Origin of the sequence: Kribbella italica, from assembly GCF_014205135.1 — a bacterium.
Lineage (GTDB): Bacteria > Actinomycetota > Actinomycetes > Propionibacteriales > Kribbellaceae > Kribbella > Kribbella italica.
Genome location: NZ_JACHMY010000001.1, coordinates 1,574,724 through 1,591,946 on the forward strand (window position 1 = coordinate 1,574,724; position 17,223 = coordinate 1,591,946).

The 17,223-nt window shown below is 70.0% G+C and carries 17 protein-coding genes; 8 read left to right on the forward strand and 9 right to left on the reverse strand.

Annotation, left to right across the window (positions count from 1 at the left end; translation table 11 throughout):
- Positions 1-55: 55 nt before the first annotated feature.
- Positions 56-1,663, reverse strand: a complete 1,608-nt coding sequence (locus HDA39_RS07345; protein WP_184794475.1) for a M4 family metallopeptidase — start codon at positions 1,661-1,663, stop codon at positions 56-58.
- Between the two features lie 161 nt (positions 1,664-1,824).
- Here HDA39_RS07345 and ligD point away from each other — a divergent pair, with 161 nt between their 5' ends.
- Positions 1,825-2,883: a non-homologous end-joining DNA ligase gene (gene ligD, locus HDA39_RS07350; RefSeq protein ID WP_184794476.1), complete on the forward strand. Its 1,059-nt coding sequence runs from the start codon at positions 1,825-1,827 to the stop codon at positions 2,881-2,883.
- A gap of 55 nt (positions 2,884-2,938) precedes the next feature.
- Here the strand turns inward: ligD and HDA39_RS07355 are convergent, their stop codons facing one another.
- Both HDA39_RS07355 and HDA39_RS07360 read right to left on the reverse strand, forming a co-directional pair.
- Positions 2,939-3,703 carry an SDR family oxidoreductase gene (locus tag HDA39_RS07355; protein ID WP_202892901.1) on the reverse strand — a complete coding sequence of 255 codons (765 nt, stop codon included), beginning with the start codon at positions 3,701-3,703 and terminating at the stop codon, positions 2,939-2,941.
- A 114-nt stretch (positions 3,704-3,817) separates the two neighbouring features.
- Complete coding sequence (locus HDA39_RS07360; RefSeq protein ID WP_184794478.1) at positions 3,818-4,651, reverse strand: SURF1 family cytochrome oxidase biogenesis protein; 834 nt, start codon at positions 4,649-4,651, stop codon at positions 3,818-3,820.
- 76 nt (positions 4,652-4,727) lie between these two features.
- Here HDA39_RS07360 and moaA point away from each other — a divergent pair, with 76 nt between their 5' ends.
- Positions 4,728-5,741, forward strand: a complete 1,014-nt coding sequence (gene moaA, locus HDA39_RS07365) for a GTP 3',8-cyclase MoaA (RefSeq protein ID WP_184794479.1) — start codon at positions 4,728-4,730, stop codon at positions 5,739-5,741.
- 91 nt (positions 5,742-5,832) lie between these two features.
- Here the strand turns inward: moaA and HDA39_RS07370 are convergent, their stop codons facing one another.
- Positions 5,833-6,036 (reverse strand): hypothetical protein, encoded by a 204-nt coding sequence (locus HDA39_RS07370; protein WP_184794480.1) that lies wholly within the window; start codon positions 6,034-6,036, stop codon positions 5,833-5,835.
- A 177-nt stretch (positions 6,037-6,213) separates the two neighbouring features.
- The gene (locus tag HDA39_RS07375; protein ID WP_184794481.1) at positions 6,214-6,573 is read right to left on the reverse strand and encodes a DUF3099 domain-containing protein; all 360 of its coding nucleotides are present in this window, start codon (positions 6,571-6,573) and stop codon (positions 6,214-6,216) included.
- Positions 6,574-6,648: 75 nt separating this feature from the next.
- On the opposite strand from HDA39_RS07375, the gene HDA39_RS07380 reads away from it, so the two are divergent.
- From HDA39_RS07380 to HDA39_RS07400, 5 genes are all read left to right on the forward strand, one after another.
- Entirely contained in the window at positions 6,649-6,861 is a 213-nt protein-coding gene (locus tag HDA39_RS07380) for a dodecin (protein ID WP_184794482.1), read from the forward strand.
- 108 nt (positions 6,862-6,969) lie between these two features.
- Entirely contained in the window at positions 6,970-7,674 is a 705-nt protein-coding gene (gene fabG / locus HDA39_RS07385) for a 3-oxoacyl-[acyl-carrier-protein] reductase (protein WP_184794483.1), read from the forward strand.
- 38 nt (positions 7,675-7,712) lie between these two features.
- A complete protein-coding gene (gene fabI / locus HDA39_RS07390) occupies positions 7,713-8,483 on the forward strand; it encodes an enoyl-ACP reductase FabI (RefSeq protein ID WP_184794484.1) in 771 nt (256 codons plus the stop codon).
- A gap of 10 nt (positions 8,484-8,493) precedes the next feature.
- Positions 8,494-10,182: a Mur ligase family protein gene (locus HDA39_RS07395; RefSeq protein ID WP_184794485.1), complete on the forward strand. Its 1,689-nt coding sequence runs from the start codon at positions 8,494-8,496 to the stop codon at positions 10,180-10,182.
- A gap of 37 nt (positions 10,183-10,219) precedes the next feature.
- Positions 10,220-11,164, forward strand: coding sequence for a hypothetical protein (locus HDA39_RS07400; protein ID WP_238355998.1), 945 nt, complete (start codon positions 10,220-10,222; stop codon positions 11,162-11,164).
- On the opposite strand, the gene HDA39_RS07405 is transcribed toward HDA39_RS07400, so the two are convergent.
- The 4 genes from HDA39_RS07405 to HDA39_RS07420 all read right to left on the reverse strand — a co-directional run bounded on the left by HDA39_RS07405 (position 11,096) and on the right by HDA39_RS07420 (position 16,755).
- Positions 11,096-12,166: a Dyp-type peroxidase gene (locus tag HDA39_RS07405; protein WP_337925663.1), complete on the reverse strand. Its 1,071-nt coding sequence runs from the start codon at positions 12,164-12,166 to the stop codon at positions 11,096-11,098. The genes HDA39_RS07400 and HDA39_RS07405 overlap by 69 nt on opposite strands.
- A gap of 122 nt (positions 12,167-12,288) precedes the next feature.
- The gene (locus tag HDA39_RS07410) at positions 12,289-12,846 is read right to left on the reverse strand and encodes a copper chaperone PCu(A)C (protein ID WP_337925664.1); all 558 of its coding nucleotides are present in this window, start codon (positions 12,844-12,846) and stop codon (positions 12,289-12,291) included.
- A 19-nt stretch (positions 12,847-12,865) separates the two neighbouring features.
- A complete protein-coding gene (gene cphA / locus HDA39_RS07415; RefSeq protein WP_184794487.1) occupies positions 12,866-15,688 on the reverse strand; it encodes a cyanophycin synthetase in 2,823 nt (940 codons plus the stop codon).
- Entirely contained in the window at positions 15,685-16,755 is a 1,071-nt protein-coding gene (locus tag HDA39_RS07420; RefSeq protein ID WP_184794488.1) for a cyanophycinase, read from the reverse strand. Before HDA39_RS07420 ends, cphA begins: the two co-directional genes overlap by 4 nt.
- Between HDA39_RS07420 and HDA39_RS07425 the strand changes: the two genes are divergently transcribed.
- A complete protein-coding gene (locus tag HDA39_RS07425) occupies positions 16,747-17,031 on the forward strand; it encodes a hypothetical protein (RefSeq protein ID WP_184794489.1) in 285 nt (94 codons plus the stop codon). The genes HDA39_RS07420 and HDA39_RS07425 overlap by 9 nt on opposite strands.
- Positions 17,032-17,223 lie beyond the last annotated feature (192 nt).

Consider the following 17,223-nt stretch of genomic DNA (forward strand, 5'->3'; position numbering starts at 1 on the left):
CAAGTACAACGAGCAGCCGGCTACGACGAGGTCGCGGCTTGGTTGCTGTCGGCGATCAGTTGACGCTCACCCCGGACCAGGCCGCGGCGACGGCGGTGCGCTCCGGGCTCGAGGCGCCGTACAGGTCGGTGGCCGCGTTCAGCGTCGCGGTCCGGGCCTGCGCGTACGTCGTACCGGTGGTCATGTAGGTCGTCAGCGCCCGGTACCAGATCTTGCCGACCTTGTCCTTGCCGATGCCCTGCAGCGTGGTGCCGTTGCAGGTGGTCGAGTCGTGCGGCAGTCCGCCGAACGTCTTGGGCCCGGTGCCCTCGGCGAGCAGGTAGGCGAAGTGGTTCGCGACGCCCGAGGAGTAGTGCACGTCGATGTTGCCGATGCCGGAGTACCAGCAGTCCTTGGACTGGCCGTCCTTGCTCGGCTTGTCCATGTACCGCAGCGCCGGGCGGTCCTTGAGGATCTCCTCGCCGATGTAGTAGTCGCCCGGGTCGGCGGTGTTGTTCGCGGAGAACTCGACCAGCGTGCCGAAGATGTCGCTGGTGGCCTCGTTCAGGCCGCCGGACTCGCCGGAGTACGTGAGGTTCGCGGTCGCGGTGGTGACGCCGTGGGACATCTCGTGCCCGGCGACGTCGATCGAGACCAGCGGGCCGGCCACCACGCCGTCGCCGTCGCCGTACGTCATCTGCTTGCCGTCCCAGAAGGCGTTCACGTAGTTCGTGCCGTAGTGCACGCGGCTCGGGACACCCTTGCCGTCGTTGAAGATGCCGTTCCGGCCGTGGATCAGCTTGAAGTAGTCGAACGTCTTCGCCGCGCCGTAGTGCGCGTCGACGGCGGCCGAGGCCCGGTCGGTGTTGACGCCGGTGCCCCAGTGGTTGTCCGCGTCGGTGAAGCGGGTCGGCACCGGGCAGCCCAGGCCGAACAGCTGGCACAGGATCGAGTCGGTCTTGTTGTTCGCGTCGGCGGTGTAGCCGTTGCCGCGGGCCGGGTCGGTCAGCGTGAAGCCGCCGGTGGCCGGGGTGGTGTCGATCCCGACCGTGCCGGAGTACAGGCTCTTGCCGTCGCCGCCCGCGGTGTGGATGTGCTGCTCGCTGACGAGCTTGGCGCCGGTCAGCGCGTCCACGGTCGTGGTGAGGTGGCTCGGCGTCCCGTCGGCCTGGGTGCCGCCGGTCGTGACCAGGTACGCCAGGCGGGGCGCGCCCTTGCGGGCCTCGATCACCAGGGACGGTTTGCCCTCGGCCTTCATCCCTCGGGACAGTATCCCGCCGGTCAGTGCCTTGGCGGTGGCACCGGCGAGCGAGATCTTCGGCGTCCGGTCGACGTTCGCCGACCGGGTCAGGGTCAGGCTGGCGTCCTTCCAGGCACCGTCCTTGGCCTGGTGCACCACGACGTCGCCGCCAAGCACCTTCAGGCCGCCGATGCTGCGGTCCATCCGGACGTGGCTGGTGCCGTCGGCGTCGACGATCACGTCGCGGACGGCGAACGCGTCGGCGCCGGTGGCCTTCAGCGTGCCGAGGTTCTGGCCGATCGCGGCCTTGACCCGAGCGGCCGCGGCGGCGGGAGACGGGCCGGGTTCGGCCTGCGGGGCGCCGGTGGCGGTCCCGGTGCCCAGGCCCAGGGCGGTGGCGGTCGCGACTGCGGTGGCAGCGGCGAGCAGGGCGGATCTGTTCATCCTCGTGCTCCTTCAAGAGTGTCCCGGGGGCCTCACGCCCCAGGAACGAGGTGCTGGAACGTTACCGCCCGGTCACCTAGGGTGGCCAGGGGTTGGGAAAAGTTCGCTTTTCCTGGTGGTCGCGCCCACTTCTGGTCCGTGCCGGGCGGTAGCGTCGCGGCATGGCGGCGACGAAGGCAATCGAGCTCGAGGTGGCTGGACGGACGGTCCGGGTGAGCAATCCCGACAAGCCGTACTTCGCGGACCGGGGGCTGACCAAGCTGGACATCGTTAAGTACTTCGTCGCGGTTGGCGACGGCATCCTCGGCGCGCTCCGGGACCGGCCGACCACGCTGGAGCGCTGGCCGGGCGGCTGGTTCGAGGGCGCGAAGCTGTCGACGCGGATGGACAACAAGGGCGACGCGTTCTACCAGAAGCGGGTCGCCAAGGGCGCGCCCGAATGGGTCGAGACGGCGACGATCAAGTTCCCGAGCGGGCGGCCCGCCGACGAGGTCTGCCCGACCGAGCTCGCGGTCGTCGCCTGGGCGGCGAACCTGGGCACGCTGACCTTTCACCCCTGGCCGGTACGACGTCCTGAGCTGGACTCGCCGGACCAGCTGCGGATCGACCTGGACCCGCAGCCGGGGACGGACTTCAAGAGCGCGGTCGCCGTGGCTCCGGCGCTGCGCGAACTACTGGCCGAGCACGGTTTGGAAGGTTTCCCGAAGACGTCGGGCGGCCGCGGGCTGCACGTGTACGTGCCGATCGAGCCGCGGTGGGATTTCATCCAGGCGCGGCGGGCGGTGATCGCGCTCGGGCGGGAGCTGTCGAAGCGGCTGCCGGACCAGGTCACGGTGAACTGGTGGAAGGAAGAGCGCGGCGAGCGGATCTTCATCGACTACAACCAGATGGCGCGGGACCGGACGATCGCCTCGGCGTACTCGGTGCGTCCGAACGCGCGAGCCCGGGTGTCGGCGCCGCTGCGGTGGGAGGAGCTGGAGGACGTCGTACCGGACGACTTCGACGTGCTGACGATGCCGGCGCGGTTCGCCGAGGTCGGGGATCTGCATGCGGCGGTCGGTGAGCAGGCGTTCTCGCTGGACTCGCTGCTGGAGCTGTCGGCCAAGCACGAGCGGGACCACGGCGAGGCGGATCTGCCGTACCCGCCGGAATACCCGAAGATGCCCGGCGAGCCCAAGCGCGTGCAGCCGTCGAAGGACAAGGACCGACCCAAGGACTAGCGGCCGATCGGCACGTTGACCCGGTCGGGCGCGGGGACTTGAGGGCGGCAGCGGGTTAGAAAGTACGGAGTGCTCCGCCGTCGACAGGGACCATGACGCCGGTCAGGTAGGAGGCGGCGGGGGAGAGGACGAAGGCCGCGACCCGGCCGAACTCCTCCGGCAGGCCGTAGCGGCGCAGCGGGATGGTCTTCTCCGCCGAGCGGCGGGTGGCGTCCGGGTCGCCGCCCTTGGAGTCGAGCTCGCGGACGCGGTCGGTGGCGATCTTGCCGGGCAGCAGGCCGTTGACGCGGACGCCGTTCGGGCCGAGCTCGTCGGCGAGCGTCTTGGCGACCATGGCCAGACCGGGGCGCAGACCGTTGGAGATCGCGAGCCCCGGGATCGGCGACTTCACCGACGACGACAGGACGAAGGCCAGCGACGTGCCTTCGGCGCCGGCCCGCGCGACCGAGCGGGCGATCCGCAGCCCACCGAGGAACACGCTGTCGAACGCCGCGCGCCAGTCGTCCTCGTCGGTGTCCAGCGCCGTACCGGGCCGGGGTCCACCGACGCTGATCAGCGCGCCGTGCAGCGCACCCCACTTGGCGATCGCCGTCGCGGCCAGCCGTTCGGCGCTCTCGGGGTCGGCGTTGTCGACCGGGATGCCGACCACGTTCTCGCCGAGCTCGGCGGCGGCCCGCGCGATCGACTCCTCGTTGCGGCTGGAGATCACCAGCCGGGCGCCTTCGGCGGCCAGTACCCGCGCGGTGGCGAGACCGAGCCCGCCGCTGGCGCCGGTGACGATGTAGGTGCGATCGCGAAGTCCGAGGTCCACGGCCACCATCCTGCCGTACAACGCCGGAGCCCGCTGAGCTGCGCGCCGTGAGCGCGCCTCGCCGTCTCACATCCCGAAACTGCGTCTCACCAGCGCGCCGAGGCGCGACGCGGAAGGACGGGCTCAGCGCTCGGGTGGCGCCGTGGAACTGTCCGACACGCCGACGGCGGTCGCCGGTCGGTTGCGATCGGCAACATCGGTGTCCGCGGGCGGGCCGCCTTCACCGGCAGGTGCTTCCTCGTCCTCGTCCTTGGTCAGGTCCTGGCGCGAGAAGTAGACCAACCCGCCGATCGCCATCAGCGCGAAGAAGAACCATTGCAACGCGTAGAAGAAGTGCGGCCCGTCGTCGATCTCCGGCCCGGGGAACTTCCCGAACGCCGCGTCCGCGGCGGGCTGCTGCTGATCGGTGGCCAGGTATCCGTCGTACAGCTTGAGGCCGAGGGTGTTCCCGTAGTCCGGTCCGTTGATCAGCCGCGCCGTGCCGTCGACCGGCGTACCGCCGCTCGTGTGCCCGCCGTGCTCGCTGCGCCGCAGCCGCCCGGTGACGGTCACCTCGCCGCTCGGCACCGCGGGGATCGTCGTCGGCGCCAGCTCGGAGCTCTTCCGCGCCAGGAACCCCCGGTCGACCAGCAGCGCCGTCCCGTCGGTGAGGATCAGCGGCGTGACGATCTCGAAGCCGGGCCGGTCGTTGACGTTCCGGTACCGGACGACGATCTGCTTGCTCGCATCGTACCGGCCGGTGACCACCGCGGTCCGCCAGTCGTGCTGCGGCCCGATCACGTGGTCAGGCCCGACGATCTCGCTGATCGGCGCCGGCGGGGCGGCCAGGTTGCTGGTGGTCACCTCGTTACGGACCTTGCGTTCGTCGAGCCGGTGCAGCTGCCAGCGGCCGAGCTGCACACAGGCTCCGGCCAGGACCAGGATCACCAGCGCGGAACCGATCCACCGCCTTGTCATCAAACGACGCACCCCACGAACTTAGGCCATGACCTGAAACACACCACCGCCGCCTGCCGCCACGTACGCTGAGGGTGTGTATACCAAGACGCAGCAGCTTGGCCTGGCCGACAACTACGGCCGGGTGGCAACGGACCTCAGGGTCTCCCTGACGGACCGTTGCAACCTGCGCTGCACCTACTGCATGCCCGAGGAGGGCCTGGACTGGCTCGCCAAGCCCGAGCTGCTCACCGACGACGAGATCGTCCGGCTGGTCTCGATCGCGGTCACCCACCTCGGCGTCGACGAGATCCGGTTCACCGGCGGTGAGCCGCTGCTGCGGCGCGGCCTGGTCGGCATCGTCGACCGTACGACGAACCTCGAGCCCCGCCCGCAGGTCTCGCTGACCACCAACGGCATCGGCCTGGCCCGCCAGGCGGAGGCGCTGGCCGCGGCCGGCCTCGACCGGGTGAACGTGAGCCTCGACGCCGTCCGCCAGGACACCTTCCTGCAACTCACCCGCCGCGACCGGCTCAAGGACGTGCTGGCCGGCCTCGCCGCGGCGCACGCGGCCGGTCTGGCCCCGGTGAAGGTCAATGCCGTCCTGATGCGCGGCGTGAACGACGACCAGGCGCCCGAGCTGCTGCAGTTCTGTCTGGACCACGACTACGAGCTGCGCTTCATCGAGCAGATGCCGCTGGACGCCCAGCACGGCTGGGACCGGGCGACGATGATCACCGCCGACGAGATCCTTGAGAAGCTGAGCGACCGGTTCGGCCTGGAGCCGACCGACGCGGCGACCCGGGGGAGCGCGCCGGCCGAGTCCTTCACCGTGCACGGCGGACCGCAGACGGTCGGGATCATCGCGAGCGTCACGCGCCCGTTCTGCGGGGACTGCGACCGGGTCCGGCTCACCGCCGACGGTCAGGTCCGCGACTGCCTGTTCGCCCGGACCGAGTCGGACCTGCGCACGGCGTTGCGTGACGGTGCCTCCGATGAGGACCTCGCCGACCGGTGGCGGACCGCGATGCGCGGCAAGCTGCCCGGCCACGGGATCGCCGATCCGGCCTTCCTCCAGCCGGTCCGCCCGATGTCCGCGATCGGCGGCTAGCGCGCACCACCAGTACGGCGTACTAGTAGGGCCGGTGCAAATCTGAACCGGAAATTTACTTTTTCACCCGTAACGCGTGCACGCGTTGTTCTCAGCCGGTGAAAGGCTCGACCTCGCGCAGGAAAGAGCGCGCGCCGAGGAAGTCGCTCAACGACTGCTTGTGCTCGTCACAGGCGACCCACGTCTTACGCCGGTCGGGCGTGTGGATCTTGGGGTTGTTCCACAGCAGCGCCCAGCGGGCGGGGGCGCCACAACCCCTTGCGGAGCAGACGGACGCCGGTACTTGATCACTCATGAGGAATTGTTCCTGATCACTCAATAATCAAAAGCCTGGGGAAAATGAAGCGACGTCGGACAGCCACGGGGGGAGCCGTCCGACGCCGCATCAAGTCCCTGAATTTCACGGGTGAACTTCAGAGCACGCGGGAGATTCTGACACGGATCAGGTGGCAGAATCCAGTCCCGGCCGAGATCACTTTTCGGTGTCGCCACGCAACTCCTGATCGGGCACGTATTCACCCTGTACGACGGGCCCCGGTTGCTGCTCCAGCTGAATGCGCGGCGGCGCCTCGTACGGGTCGGCGCCGTCGACCTTGCGGCTCTGGTGCGCGTTGGCGAACACCACCGCGACCGAGGGCAGGAAGACCGCCCCGACCAGCAGGATCCAGCGCCACGGCGACGGGGTCAGCACGGCCGCGACGAAGCACACCACCCGCAGCGACATCATCCACGCGTAGCGCGCGATCCGGCTGTCCAGGTCCTCGGAGCGACCTGGCTGGGCACTGGTCACGGAGACGACCGTTTCACCGTCGGTCTCACGTCGTCGGGGCATCTATTCTCCTCACCTAAGGACAACGGTACGCCGCTCGTTCAGGGCCGCCGCAGCCAGCTGTGAAGGGAGACCACGATGACAGATCGCACCTACCGGGTGACCGAGCTCGTCGGCACGTCCAAGGACGGCGTCGACGCGGCGATCCAGAACGCGATCGGCCGGGCCGGCGAGACGCTGCGGCACCTGGACTGGTTCGAGGTGACGCAGATCCGCGGCCACATCGTCGACAACCGGATCGACCACTACCAGGTCGGCCTGAAGGTCGGTTTCCGCCTCGAGGACTCCTGACCGGTACGCCGTCCGGCGCCCCCGGCGACCGCCCGGTTCACGCCGGCGCCGGGGGCGGGCGATAGCGTTCGTCCGGCAGGAGTGTCCATCGAGTGAGGAGAAGTGTTCGTGGCCAGATCGGTATTCGTCACCGGCGGCAACCGGGGCATCGGCCTCGCCATCGCCACCGCGTTCAAGGAGGCCGGCGACAACGTCGCGGTCACCTATCACAGCGGCGAACCGCCGGCCGGCTTCTTCGGCGTGAAGTGCGACGTCAGTGACACCGAGCAGGTGGACGCCGCCTTCGAGGCGATCCAGGCCGAGCAGGGCCCGGTCGAGGTCCTGGTCGCGAACGCCGGCATCACCAAGGACACCCTGCTGCTGCGGATGTCCGACGACGACTGGGAGTCGGTCATCCGGACCAACCTCACCGGATCGTTCAAGGTCGCCAAGCGCGCCGCGAAGGGCATGCTGCGGCTGCGCAAGGGCCGGATCGTCTTCATCTCCTCGGTGGTCGGCCTGCTCGGCTCGCCCGGCCAGGTGAACTACGCCGCCAGCAAGTCCGGCATGATCGGCATGGCGCGTTCGATGGCCCGTGAGCTGGGCAGCCGCGGCATCACCGCGAACGTCGTCGCCCCGGGCTTCGTCGAGACCGACATGACCGCCGTCCTGCCGGAGGAGACCCAGAAGCAGTACCTGGGCCAGATCCCGCTCGGCCGGTTCGGCCTGACCACCGAGATCGCCAACGCCGTGCGCTGGATTGCGTCCGAGGAAGCCGGGTACATCACCGGCGCGGTGCTTCCGGTCGACGGCGGCATCGGCATGGGCAACTAGTCACACTCACTTCTCAGTCGATCCAGGAAGGGACGCCGGTGGGCATCCTCGACGGCAAGCGGATCCTGGTCGCCGGAGTCACGCTCGACTCCTCGATCGGTTTCGCCACGGCCAAGGTGGCGCAGGAACAAGGCGCCACCGTGCTGATCTCGAACTTCGGCCGCGCGCTGAGCATCACCAAGCGGATCGCGAAACGCTTACCCGTCGAACCGCCGGTGCTCGAGCTGGACGTGACCGACGAGACGCACCTGGCCGCGCTGCCGGACCTGATCCGGGAGCACGTCGACGGCCTGGACGGCGTCGTGCACTCGATCGCGTACGGCAACCCGGAGACGATCCTCGGCGGCAAGTTCCTGGACGGCCCGTGGGACGACGTGTCCCGCGCGGTGCACGTGTCGGCGTACAGCCTGAAGGCGCTGGCGGTGACGTGCGCGCCGCTGATGAGCCGCGGCAGCAGCGTCGTCGGGCTGACCTTCGACGCGACCGTGGCCTGGCCGGGGTACGACTGGATGGGGGTGGCCAAGGCCGCGCTGGAGTCGACCTCCCGCTACCTGGCCCGCGACTTGGGTGCCCTGGGCATCCGGTGCAACCTGGTCTCGGCCGGCCCGCTGAAAACGCTGGCCGCGAAGGCGATCCCGGGTTTCGAGAAGTTCGAGGACCCCTGGCTCGACCGGGCCCCGCTGGGCTGGGACCCGTCCGACCTCGAGCCGACCGGCAAGACCATCGTCGGCCTGCTCAGCGACTTCTTCCCCTCCACCACCGGCGAGATCATCCACGTCGACGGCGGCTACCACGCGATGGGTGCTTGAGGTGTCTCCAGTGACTTCCCAGGTAGAGCTCCGCGTCCTGGACGGAGCCAACCTCTACTTCAGCCGGGCCGCGGTCAAGCTGACCCTCGACCTGTCCGCACTGATCGACGCGCCCGCGCCGACGGCCAAGTCCTACGCCTCGGCGCTCGGGCTCGGCACGACGCGGCCGGGCCGGATCGGGTCGGGGTTCCGGCAGCGGTTCGCGATCCGCGTGGTCGGGCACATCGTCCGCCGGATCGCCCGCGAGGCCGGGATCGGCCGGATCGGCGTCCGGGTGCGCCCGGAGGCCGACGTCCGGCGGCTGGTGGTCGCGTTCCCGTGGGCGCACGAGCAGCGCGCCCGCGCGCTGGGCCAGGCGATCGTCGAGGTGATCGATGCCTTCGGCACCGACGAGGCCGAGCTGACCACGCTGGTCACGGCGGTCGGCGACCGGGTCCGCAACGAACCGCCGGGCAACCCGCCGACGACGCTGCGCCCGAAGGTCCCGGTGGTCGCGGTGACCGGGACGAACGGCAAGACCACCACCTCGCGGATGATCGCGCACATCGGCCGCGCGGCCGGGCTGCACGTCGGCTGGTCGAGCACCGACGGCGTGTACTTCGACGGCGAACTGGTCGAGTACGGCGACTTCTCCGGCCCCAGCGGCGCCGGCCGCGTGCTGTCCCAGCCGGGGATCCAGCTCGCGGTCACCGAGACCGCCCGCGGCGGCATCCTGCGGCGTGGCATCGGGGTCGCGTCGAACGACGTCTCCGTCGTCACCAACGTGAGCGCGGACCACCTCGGACTGGGCGGCATCGACACCGTCGACCAGCTCGCCGAGGTGAAGGCGGTGATCACCAAGATCACCCGCCCGCGGGGCTGGTGCGTGGTCAACGGCGACGACCCGCGCACGTTCGCGATGCGGCTGGACTCGCCGGCCAAGTGCTGGGTGTTCTCCCGCGACGCCGACTCGCCGTCGATCCGGACGGTGCTGGAGGAGGGCGGCCGGGCGACCACCGTCCTGGACGGATTCGTCACGGTGCTGGACAACGCCAGTGACGCCGAGGCGCTGCTGAAGGTGACCGACATCCCGATGACGCTGTCCGGGCTGTCCCACTACAACGTCGAGAACGCGCTCGCCGCGACCTCGGCGGCGCTCGGGCTCGGGCTGCCCAAGGCGGCGGTGGTCGAGGGCCTGACCAGCTTCTCGCCGAACGAGAACAACCCCGGCCGGATGAACATGTACTCGATCCGGGACTTCACCGTGGTGATCGACCTGGCCCACAACGAGGCCGGGCTCGAAGCGCTGCTGGAGATCATGAACGGAGTCCGGGCCGAAGGCAGCCGGTTGCTGCTCGCACTGGGCTCGCCGGGGGACCGGTCCGACGAGATGGTCACCGCGATGGGCGCGATCGGGGCCCGCGGCGCCGACCGCGTGGTGATCGGGCACAAGGACCAGTACCTGCGCGGCCGGCCGCCGTCGGAGCTGGACGCGGTGTTCCGGGAGGGCACGAGCTCGGTCGGCGTCGACGACGTCCCGTCGTTCCCGACCGAGCTGGACGCGGCCAAGGCGCTGGTCGCCGAGGCCGGACCCGGCGATGTCGTCGCGGTGATGTCTCTGCAGGATCGGGCGAGTCTTGACGCCTGGTTGCGGTCCGAGGGAGCTACCGTCGACACACCGGAGACCTTGAAGAGCAAGGTCGAGCGAGCCCAGCACTGAACCCCGGCCCCCGGGTCGGGGGCGAAATCGGGGTTTCATGCGCTACCTGTGGGCCGTCCCAGCGGCGGTGATCGGCTGGTTCCTGGCGGGGTTCGCCCCGAGCTACCTGGCCGGACTGCCCGACGCGGCGACGACGTTCGTCTCGGCCTCGAACGGCCGGGTCGACCTGCTCGTGCTCGGTGGTTTCGCCGGGGGAGTTGCGGCCGGGTTCCTGCTCGGCCGCGTCCGGTACGCCGTACCGCTGGTCCTGGTGGTTGCCGCAGGCACGTGGTGGCTCAGCGGACACACGCTGTCCGCGCGCGAGCTGCTGATCACGTTGCTTGCGGCAAGTGCCGTCGGCGCCCTCTTCGGTGCCCTCGGCACCCGAAGCTCGGTGGTCGCCGCGTTCGCCTTGGCGCTGCCGCTGGCCTGGTACGCCGCCCGCCCCGCCGCGGATCTCGCCGACGACTTCCGCTGGACCTGGCAGCTCAACGGCCTGCTCGTCGCCGTCGGCCTGGCGATCGTGCTGTACGTCTCCTGCTGGCGGCGCGGCTGGCGCTCGGCGTACTTCTGGCCGGCGCTGATCGCGACGTACCTGCTCTCGTTCGCGATCGTCGACGGCGTCCGGGCGGTCGCCTCCGCGGCGGGCCGGCCGGCCGACGAGATCGCCGACGCCGGCACCGACGGCTTCTTCCAGTCCTTCGAGCCCCTCCTGACCAACTACTGGCCCTGGCTCGTACTCGCCGTCCTCCTGGCGATCCCGATGACCGCCCTCAAGCTCCGCGCGCTGCCTCCGCCGCCGCCCCCGCTCGACCCGTACGCCGACCGCACCAACGACGCCGTCCTCTCCGACGACCTCGACTGGATCGACCAGCACGAGCCCGAGCGCAGGCTCCTGGCCCGCTACAACCGCGCCACCGCGGAGGAGGGCGGTTCAGACGAGCAGGTCGCGGGCGAGCCAGCCGTCTTCGTGCCATCCGGGAGGGATCGCGAAGACGGCTGAGCCGATCGTCGTCGTCCACTCGTTCAGCGCGTCGGCGGCGTCCAGCCGGGCCAGCAGCGGGAGGAACTGCCCGGCCACGTCGGCCTGGTAGCTGAGGAAGATCAGCCCGCTCTCGCGGCTCGCGCCGGTGTCCTGCACGTAGTTCAGGCCCTTGCGAAAGATCCGGCGCCCGTCGTTGGTGCTGTGGTGGGACAGCCGCGAGTGCGCGTTCTCGGCGATCATCAGCCGCCCGTCGGCGTCCCGTGCCTGCAGGTCGAGCTCGTCGTGCTCGGTCGTGCCGGTCACCGGCGCACCGGTCGCGAGCTTCCGCCCGACCGCGCGCTCCTGCTCGGAGCGGGTCAGCTCGTCCCAGGTGTCGAGGTTCATCCGGATCCGCCGTACGACGAGCGTCGTACCGCCGCGGAACCACTCCGGCCCGTCGGCCCACACCGTCGCGTCGAACTCCGGCGTCCCGACCGCCGGGTTCCCGGTCCCGTCGACCTGGCCGAACAGGTTCCGCCCGGTCACCGGCTTGCCGTCCGGGCCCGTCCCGTTCCAGAAGCCGGTCTGCCGCCACACCGGCTTCGCGAACGGCGCCGCGTCCGCAACCAGCCGCCGTACGGCGTGCACGACGCTGACCGGGTCGTCGGCCCCGACCTGGATCAGCAGGTCGCCACCGGACCACGTCGGCAGCAACCGGTCGTGCCGCATCACCGGCAGCTCGTCCAGCCCGCGCGGCTTGTACGCCGTGAGCCCGGGCCGCGTGAACACCCGCGGCCCGAACCCGACCGTCACGGTCAGCGCCGCGTTCGGAACGGCCAGCTCCGGCGCCGTGTCACCGGGTGTCGGCCGGCCTTCGGTCAGCGCGACGATGTCCGTGCTCCACAGCCGCATCAGCCGGCCGAGCGCGGCCCGGTCGGTGCTGCCGAGCAGGTTCAGCGCGACGAGTTCGGCGTGCTTCGGCGACGGCGCGCTGATCGCCGGTTGGTGGTCGCCGTACGGGCTGAGATCGCGCGACGGCACGGCCTCGGCCGGCGCGGGACTGTTGCTAAGAGCAACTGCCGTGCCGGACGCGGCGGCCCCCGCGGCGGCGACTCCGGCGTACGCGAGGAGCTGCCGGCGTGAGGGCCGCGAGTCCGGGGAGGTCAAGAGGCGGGCGTCGGGGTCTCGGAGGGGTGGTAGTGCTCTTCCTCCTCGGTGAAGTTCTTCACCGGGACGGTCAGGTCGTGGCTGCTGCCGTCGGAGAACTTCAGCGTCAGCGGCACCTCGTCACCGGGCTTCAGCGGTTGCTTGAGGTCCATCAGCATCACGTGGTCGCCGCTCGGCACGAGGTGGGCGTGCGAGCCGGCCGGTACGACGATGCCGCCGGCCTTCTCCTGCATCACCATCTTGCCGTCCTTCGTCGTCATCTCGTGCAGCTGCACGGTGCCGGCCACCGGAGAGGTTGCCGAGGTCAACTTGATCTCGGTACTGCCCGGGTTGGTCAGTGCCATGAACGCCGCCGTCATCGTGGTGTCCTTGGTGCCGGCCGTGGTCCGCACCCAGGCGTCCTCGACCAGCACGCCCGGCGTACTGACCGACGGCGCGGTGTCCGCGGCCGCGGCCTGGTCGCCGGAACCGCACGACGACACCAGGAGGGGGAGGGCAACGACAACGCAGGCCATCAGCAACTTCTTCTTCACGCACAGGCCAACGAGGGTCACCCGACCCGAGTTCCCCAACTCATGGTTGTTCTTGGTCACCTTCCTCGTCCGGCCGGACGAAGTCGGGGTCGCCGCCTTCATCGCCGGACCGCGCGCCGGCCTGGGCCAGGTGCGACACCGACTCCAGCTCGGCGAGCACCGACTGGTGCTGGTCGACACAGAGCACGACCAGGTCACCCCGGTTGGACCGGCCCAGCGCGTGCCGTACGGCGTCGAGCTCCTCCAGCACCAGCTCCACCGAGCGGCACCGCGCACCGGCGGCCATCGCGGACCGGACGCCCTCGATGATCAGCTCGGCCGACTCGCCGCGCTGACGGCCGCGCAACCGGGTGTCCTCACGGACGATCAGCTGGTCGAAGTGCTGCGCCGCGACCTCGCCGAGCTCGCGCATGTCGTCGTCGCGCCGGTCGCCCGCGGTCGCGATCACACCGATCCGCGACGGCCGCGCGAGCTCCGACGACGCGCCGAGGCTCTCGCCGATCCGGTCGACGAAGTCGCCGAGCATCCGCATCGCCGGCGCGTTGTGGCAGTAGTCGACGATCACGTGCCGGCCGTCGACCTCGATCTCGTTCAGCCGGCCCGGCGACAGGTAGTACGACGTACTGAACGTGCGCAGACCCTGCCGGATGTCGTGCAGCGGCGCGCCGGCCGCGAACGCCGCCGCGGCGGCCGCCATCACGTTCTGCACGTTCATCATCGCCCGGCCGCCGAACGTTGCCGGCAGCAAGTGTGTCCAGGCCAGCTGCATCGAGCGCCGGCCGTGCTTCATGATGATCATGTCGCCCAGCTCGGACCGCTCCAGCACGACCGCGCGGCCACCGCGCCGGCAGTGCCCCTCGATGTACTCGCGCACCTCGCTGCCGGCCTCGGCCATGCTGAACCAGACCACCTGGCCGGAGCACTTGCGACGCATCTTCCGCACCAGCGGGTCGTCGGCGTTCAGGACGGCGAAGCCCGTCCGCGGCACCGCCTCGACCAGCACGGCCTTCACGTCGGCCAGCTGCTCCAGCGTGTCGACGCCGCGCAGCCCGAGGTGGTCGGGCTGGATGTTCAGGACGACGGCCACGTCGTTGCGCTCGTAGCCGAGGCCCTCGCGCAGGATGCCGCCGCGGGCGACCTCGAAGACCGCGAAGTCGACCCGCGGGTTCTGCAGCACCATCCGGGCCGACTTCGGGCCGGACGCGTCGGACCGGATCACCAGCCGCTCGTCGATCACGACGCCGTCGGTCGAGGTCATGCCGACCTTGCGGCCCATCCCCTTGAAGACGTGGCTGATCATCCGCGAGGTGGTGGTCTTGCCGTTGGTCCCGGTCACCGCGACGATCGGGATCCGGCTGGTCGCCCCGGGCGGGAACAGCATGTCGACCACCGGCTTGGCGATGTACTGCGGCTCGCCGATCGTCGGGTTGGTGTGCATCCGGAAGCCCGGCGCGGCGTTCACCTCGCAGATCGCGCCGCCGGTCTCGCGGACCGGCTGGGTGATGTCGGGGCAGATGAAGTCGATACCGGCGATGTCCAGCCCGATCATCCGGGCCGCCTCCTCGGCGATCTCCACGTTCTCCGGGTGCGCCTCGTAGGTACGGTCGATCGAGATCCCGCCGGTGGACATGTTGCCGGTCAGCGTGAGCTTCACCGTCACGTCCTCGGGCGGTACGTCGTCCAGCGCGAAGCCCTGGCTGCGGACCAGGTCGCGGGCGGCGGCGTTCACGGTGATCCGGGTCAGGATCTTCTCGTGCCCGACGCCGCGGCGCGGGTCGGCGTTGGTGATCTCGACCAGCTCGGCCACCGTGTGCACGCCGTCGCCGACCACGTGCGCGGGGACCCGCTCGGCGATCGCCTCCATCCGGCCGTTGATGATCAGGCAGCGGTAGTCGCGGCCGGTGACGAAGTTCTCCACGATCACCCAGCCGCGCCGGGACTGGTCCTGCGCGATCGGGAACGCCTCGCGCACCGCGTCCGCGTCGGCGAGGTTCAGGCAGACCCCGCGGCCGTGGTTGCCGTCGAGCGGCTTGCAGACCACCGGGTAGCCGATCTTGTTCGCCACCGACACGGCGTCCTCGACCGTCCGGACCGAGTCCGACCGGGGCACCGGCAGGCCGGCCGAGGCCAGCAGGCGCGTGGTCAGGTCCTTGTCGCTGGCTACGTCGACCGCGATCGAACCGGTCTCCGACGTCATGGTGGCCCGGATCCGCTTCGCGTGCACGCCCTGGCCGAGCTGGACCAGGCTGGCCTTGTTCAGCCGGATCCACGGGATGTCGCGCGAGGTCGCCTCGTCGACGATCGCCTGCGTGGACGGGCCGAACGCGGTCCGCTCGGCCTGCTTGATGAACCGCTCGAGCTCGGTGGTGAACTCGAAGCCGGGATCGGGCTGGACCAGGTGGTTGACGAACCGGACGGCCAGCTCGGCGGCGGCCAGGCCGACCGCCTCGTCGGCGTACGAGTAGACGATGTTGTACCGGCCGGTGATGCCCTTGACCTGGCGGGTCTTGCCGCGCCGCATGTCGTGGCCGGCCTCCTGCTGCAGCTGCAGCGCGACGTGCTCGGCGATGTGGCCGAGCCAGGTGCCCTCCTGCAGCCGCTCGATGAACCCGCCGCGCCGGCCGCGCGAGCAGTGGTGCTGATCGAGCCGGGGCAGGTCGGCGAGCAACTGCTCGGTGAAGCCTTCGATGGTGTCGGACGGCCAGTCCTCCAGCGACCCCAGGTCGACCACCAGGTGGATGGCCGGCTCGTAGCTCCAGACGTTCGGGCCGCGGTAGACCCGGGTCTCGATGATCTTCAGGTCCGGGCTCGGCGAGCCCTGCGGGTCGGCGGTCTTACGGCGCTGGGGGGCGGTTTCGGTCATAACGTCGTCCCACTGTCTGGTTGCGGATCGGTGTCTGGTCGGCTGAGTTCGGCGCCCGCGCTCAGAGGCTCGGTCGCCTCCGGTCTGGACTCCGTCGCCGACGACACCCGCCGCGCGACCCGCTTGCCGGCACGGCGCTTCTGCTCGGCGTAGTACTGCGGGGACACCCCTTCGGCCGCGATGTCGCGGGCCAGCTTGCGCAGGTCGGCCTCGGCCTGCTCGATCTCGGCCAGCTCCTCGGCCGGCGGCTGCGGACCGTACGACAGCAGCGTGCGCGACCGCAGGTCGAACGTCGAGGTCGCCGGCAGCACGTGCAGGACGACGCCCGAGGCCAGGATCGCCTCGGACCGCTTGGCGTAGTGCGCGTTGGAGGTGATCCGGCTGCCGTCGAAGATCGTCACGGCGCCCCGGCCGACGACCTCCAGATGAGACCCCCGGACGACGGCCGCCGTGTCCTCGTCGACGCCGATCCCGAGCAGCCCGGGGGACTGGGCGACCAGCGACAGGAGCCGGCCGTACCGGTTCCGCTGGGCGAAGTGCTGGTCGACGATCGCGCCCTGGACCAGGCCGAGCCCGCCGGCGAGCTGGCTCATCCGCTGCCGGGGAGTCGCGCCGGAACGGCCGAACGCGATCATGTGCTCGGCCAGGATGCTCGCGCCGGCCGACGTACCGCCGACGGCGGCGCCGCGGCGGTGGGCGGCGGTGACGGCCCGGCCGAACGCCGTACCGGTGACCACGCCGCTGAGCTTGAGCTGGTTGCCGCCGGTCATGAAGATGCCGGTCGCCTCGTTCAGCGGCTCGATGAACGCCGGGTCGTCGGCGTCCTCGCGGTTCTCGGGGCGGACCCCGACCACGCTGGCCGCACCGAGCGCGGCGAACAGCGCGGAGTACACGTCCGTGACGTCCGGCCCGAGCGCGGACGCCGTGGGCACCACCACGATCCGCGCCTTCGGCCCACCGGCCGCCTCGACGAACTCCTGCAGCACCATCCGCTTCTTCAGCTTGTCCTCGGCTCCGCCGATCGCGAAGAGAGCACCCGGCCCGCTGCTCACCACCTGTTGAGACATAGCCGAAGAATAGGTCACGGCACGGGAGGGAGCACCACGGGGAGAGAAGAACAGAGAGAAGAACAGAGAGAAGAACAGAGAGAAGAACAGAGAGAAGAACAGAGAGAAGAACAGAGAGAAGAACAGAGAGAAGAACAGAGAGAAGAACAGAGAGAAGAACAGAGAGAAGAACAGAGAGAAGAACAGAGAGAAGAACAGAGAGAAGAACAGAGAGAAGAACAGAGAGAAGAACAGAGTAGTGGTTGCCGTTGGCTTTTAAAGCTGAGGAGGTCGTGACTTGTGTCACTGCAGGTGCTGTGTGGAGTTAGTCTCTAGTCGCGCCGGGCGGCCATGCGACTGTGATCTGAACGTCCTTATCCTTGGCGGCGACACGTCCGTCGGTGAATTACACCGAACTTCTTACAGCCCCCGCGAACCTCTTTGCGGCCGATCTGACGGCGCACCATCAAGGGAGGCTCGACGATCTGT

Excerpts from the sequence above, each read along its gene's own strand:
- HDA39_RS07400 (WP_238355998.1), top strand. The coding sequence starts at position 10,220 with ATGCGCTACCTGTGGGCCGTCCCAGCGGCGGTGATCGGCTGGTTCCTG.
- HDA39_RS07380 (WP_184794482.1), top strand. The coding sequence starts at position 6,649 with ATGACAGATCGCACCTACCGGGTGACCGAGCTCGTCGGCACGTCCAAG.
- HDA39_RS07375 (WP_184794481.1), bottom strand. The coding sequence starts at position 6,573 with ATGCCCCGACGACGTGAGACCGACGGTGAAACGGTCGTCTCCGTGACC.
- HDA39_RS07370 (WP_184794480.1), bottom strand. The coding sequence starts at position 6,036 with ATGAGTGATCAAGTACCGGCGTCCGTCTGCTCCGCAAGGGGTTGTGGC.
- ligD (WP_184794476.1), top strand. The coding sequence starts at position 1,825 with ATGGCGGCGACGAAGGCAATCGAGCTCGAGGTGGCTGGACGGACGGTC.
- HDA39_RS07355 (WP_202892901.1), bottom strand. The coding sequence starts at position 3,703 with ATGGTGGCCGTGGACCTCGGACTTCGCGATCGCACCTACATCGTCACC.
- HDA39_RS07345 (WP_184794475.1), bottom strand. The coding sequence starts at position 1,663 with ATGAACAGATCCGCCCTGCTCGCCGCTGCCACCGCAGTCGCGACCGCC.
- HDA39_RS07360 (WP_184794478.1), bottom strand. The coding sequence starts at position 4,651 with ATGACAAGGCGGTGGATCGGTTCCGCGCTGGTGATCCTGGTCCTGGCC.
- cphA (WP_184794487.1), bottom strand. The coding sequence starts at position 15,688 with ATGACCGAAACCGCCCCCCAGCGCCGTAAGACCGCCGACCCGCAGGGC.
- HDA39_RS07420 (WP_184794488.1), bottom strand. The coding sequence starts at position 16,755 with ATGTCTCAACAGGTGGTGAGCAGCGGGCCGGGTGCTCTCTTCGCGATC.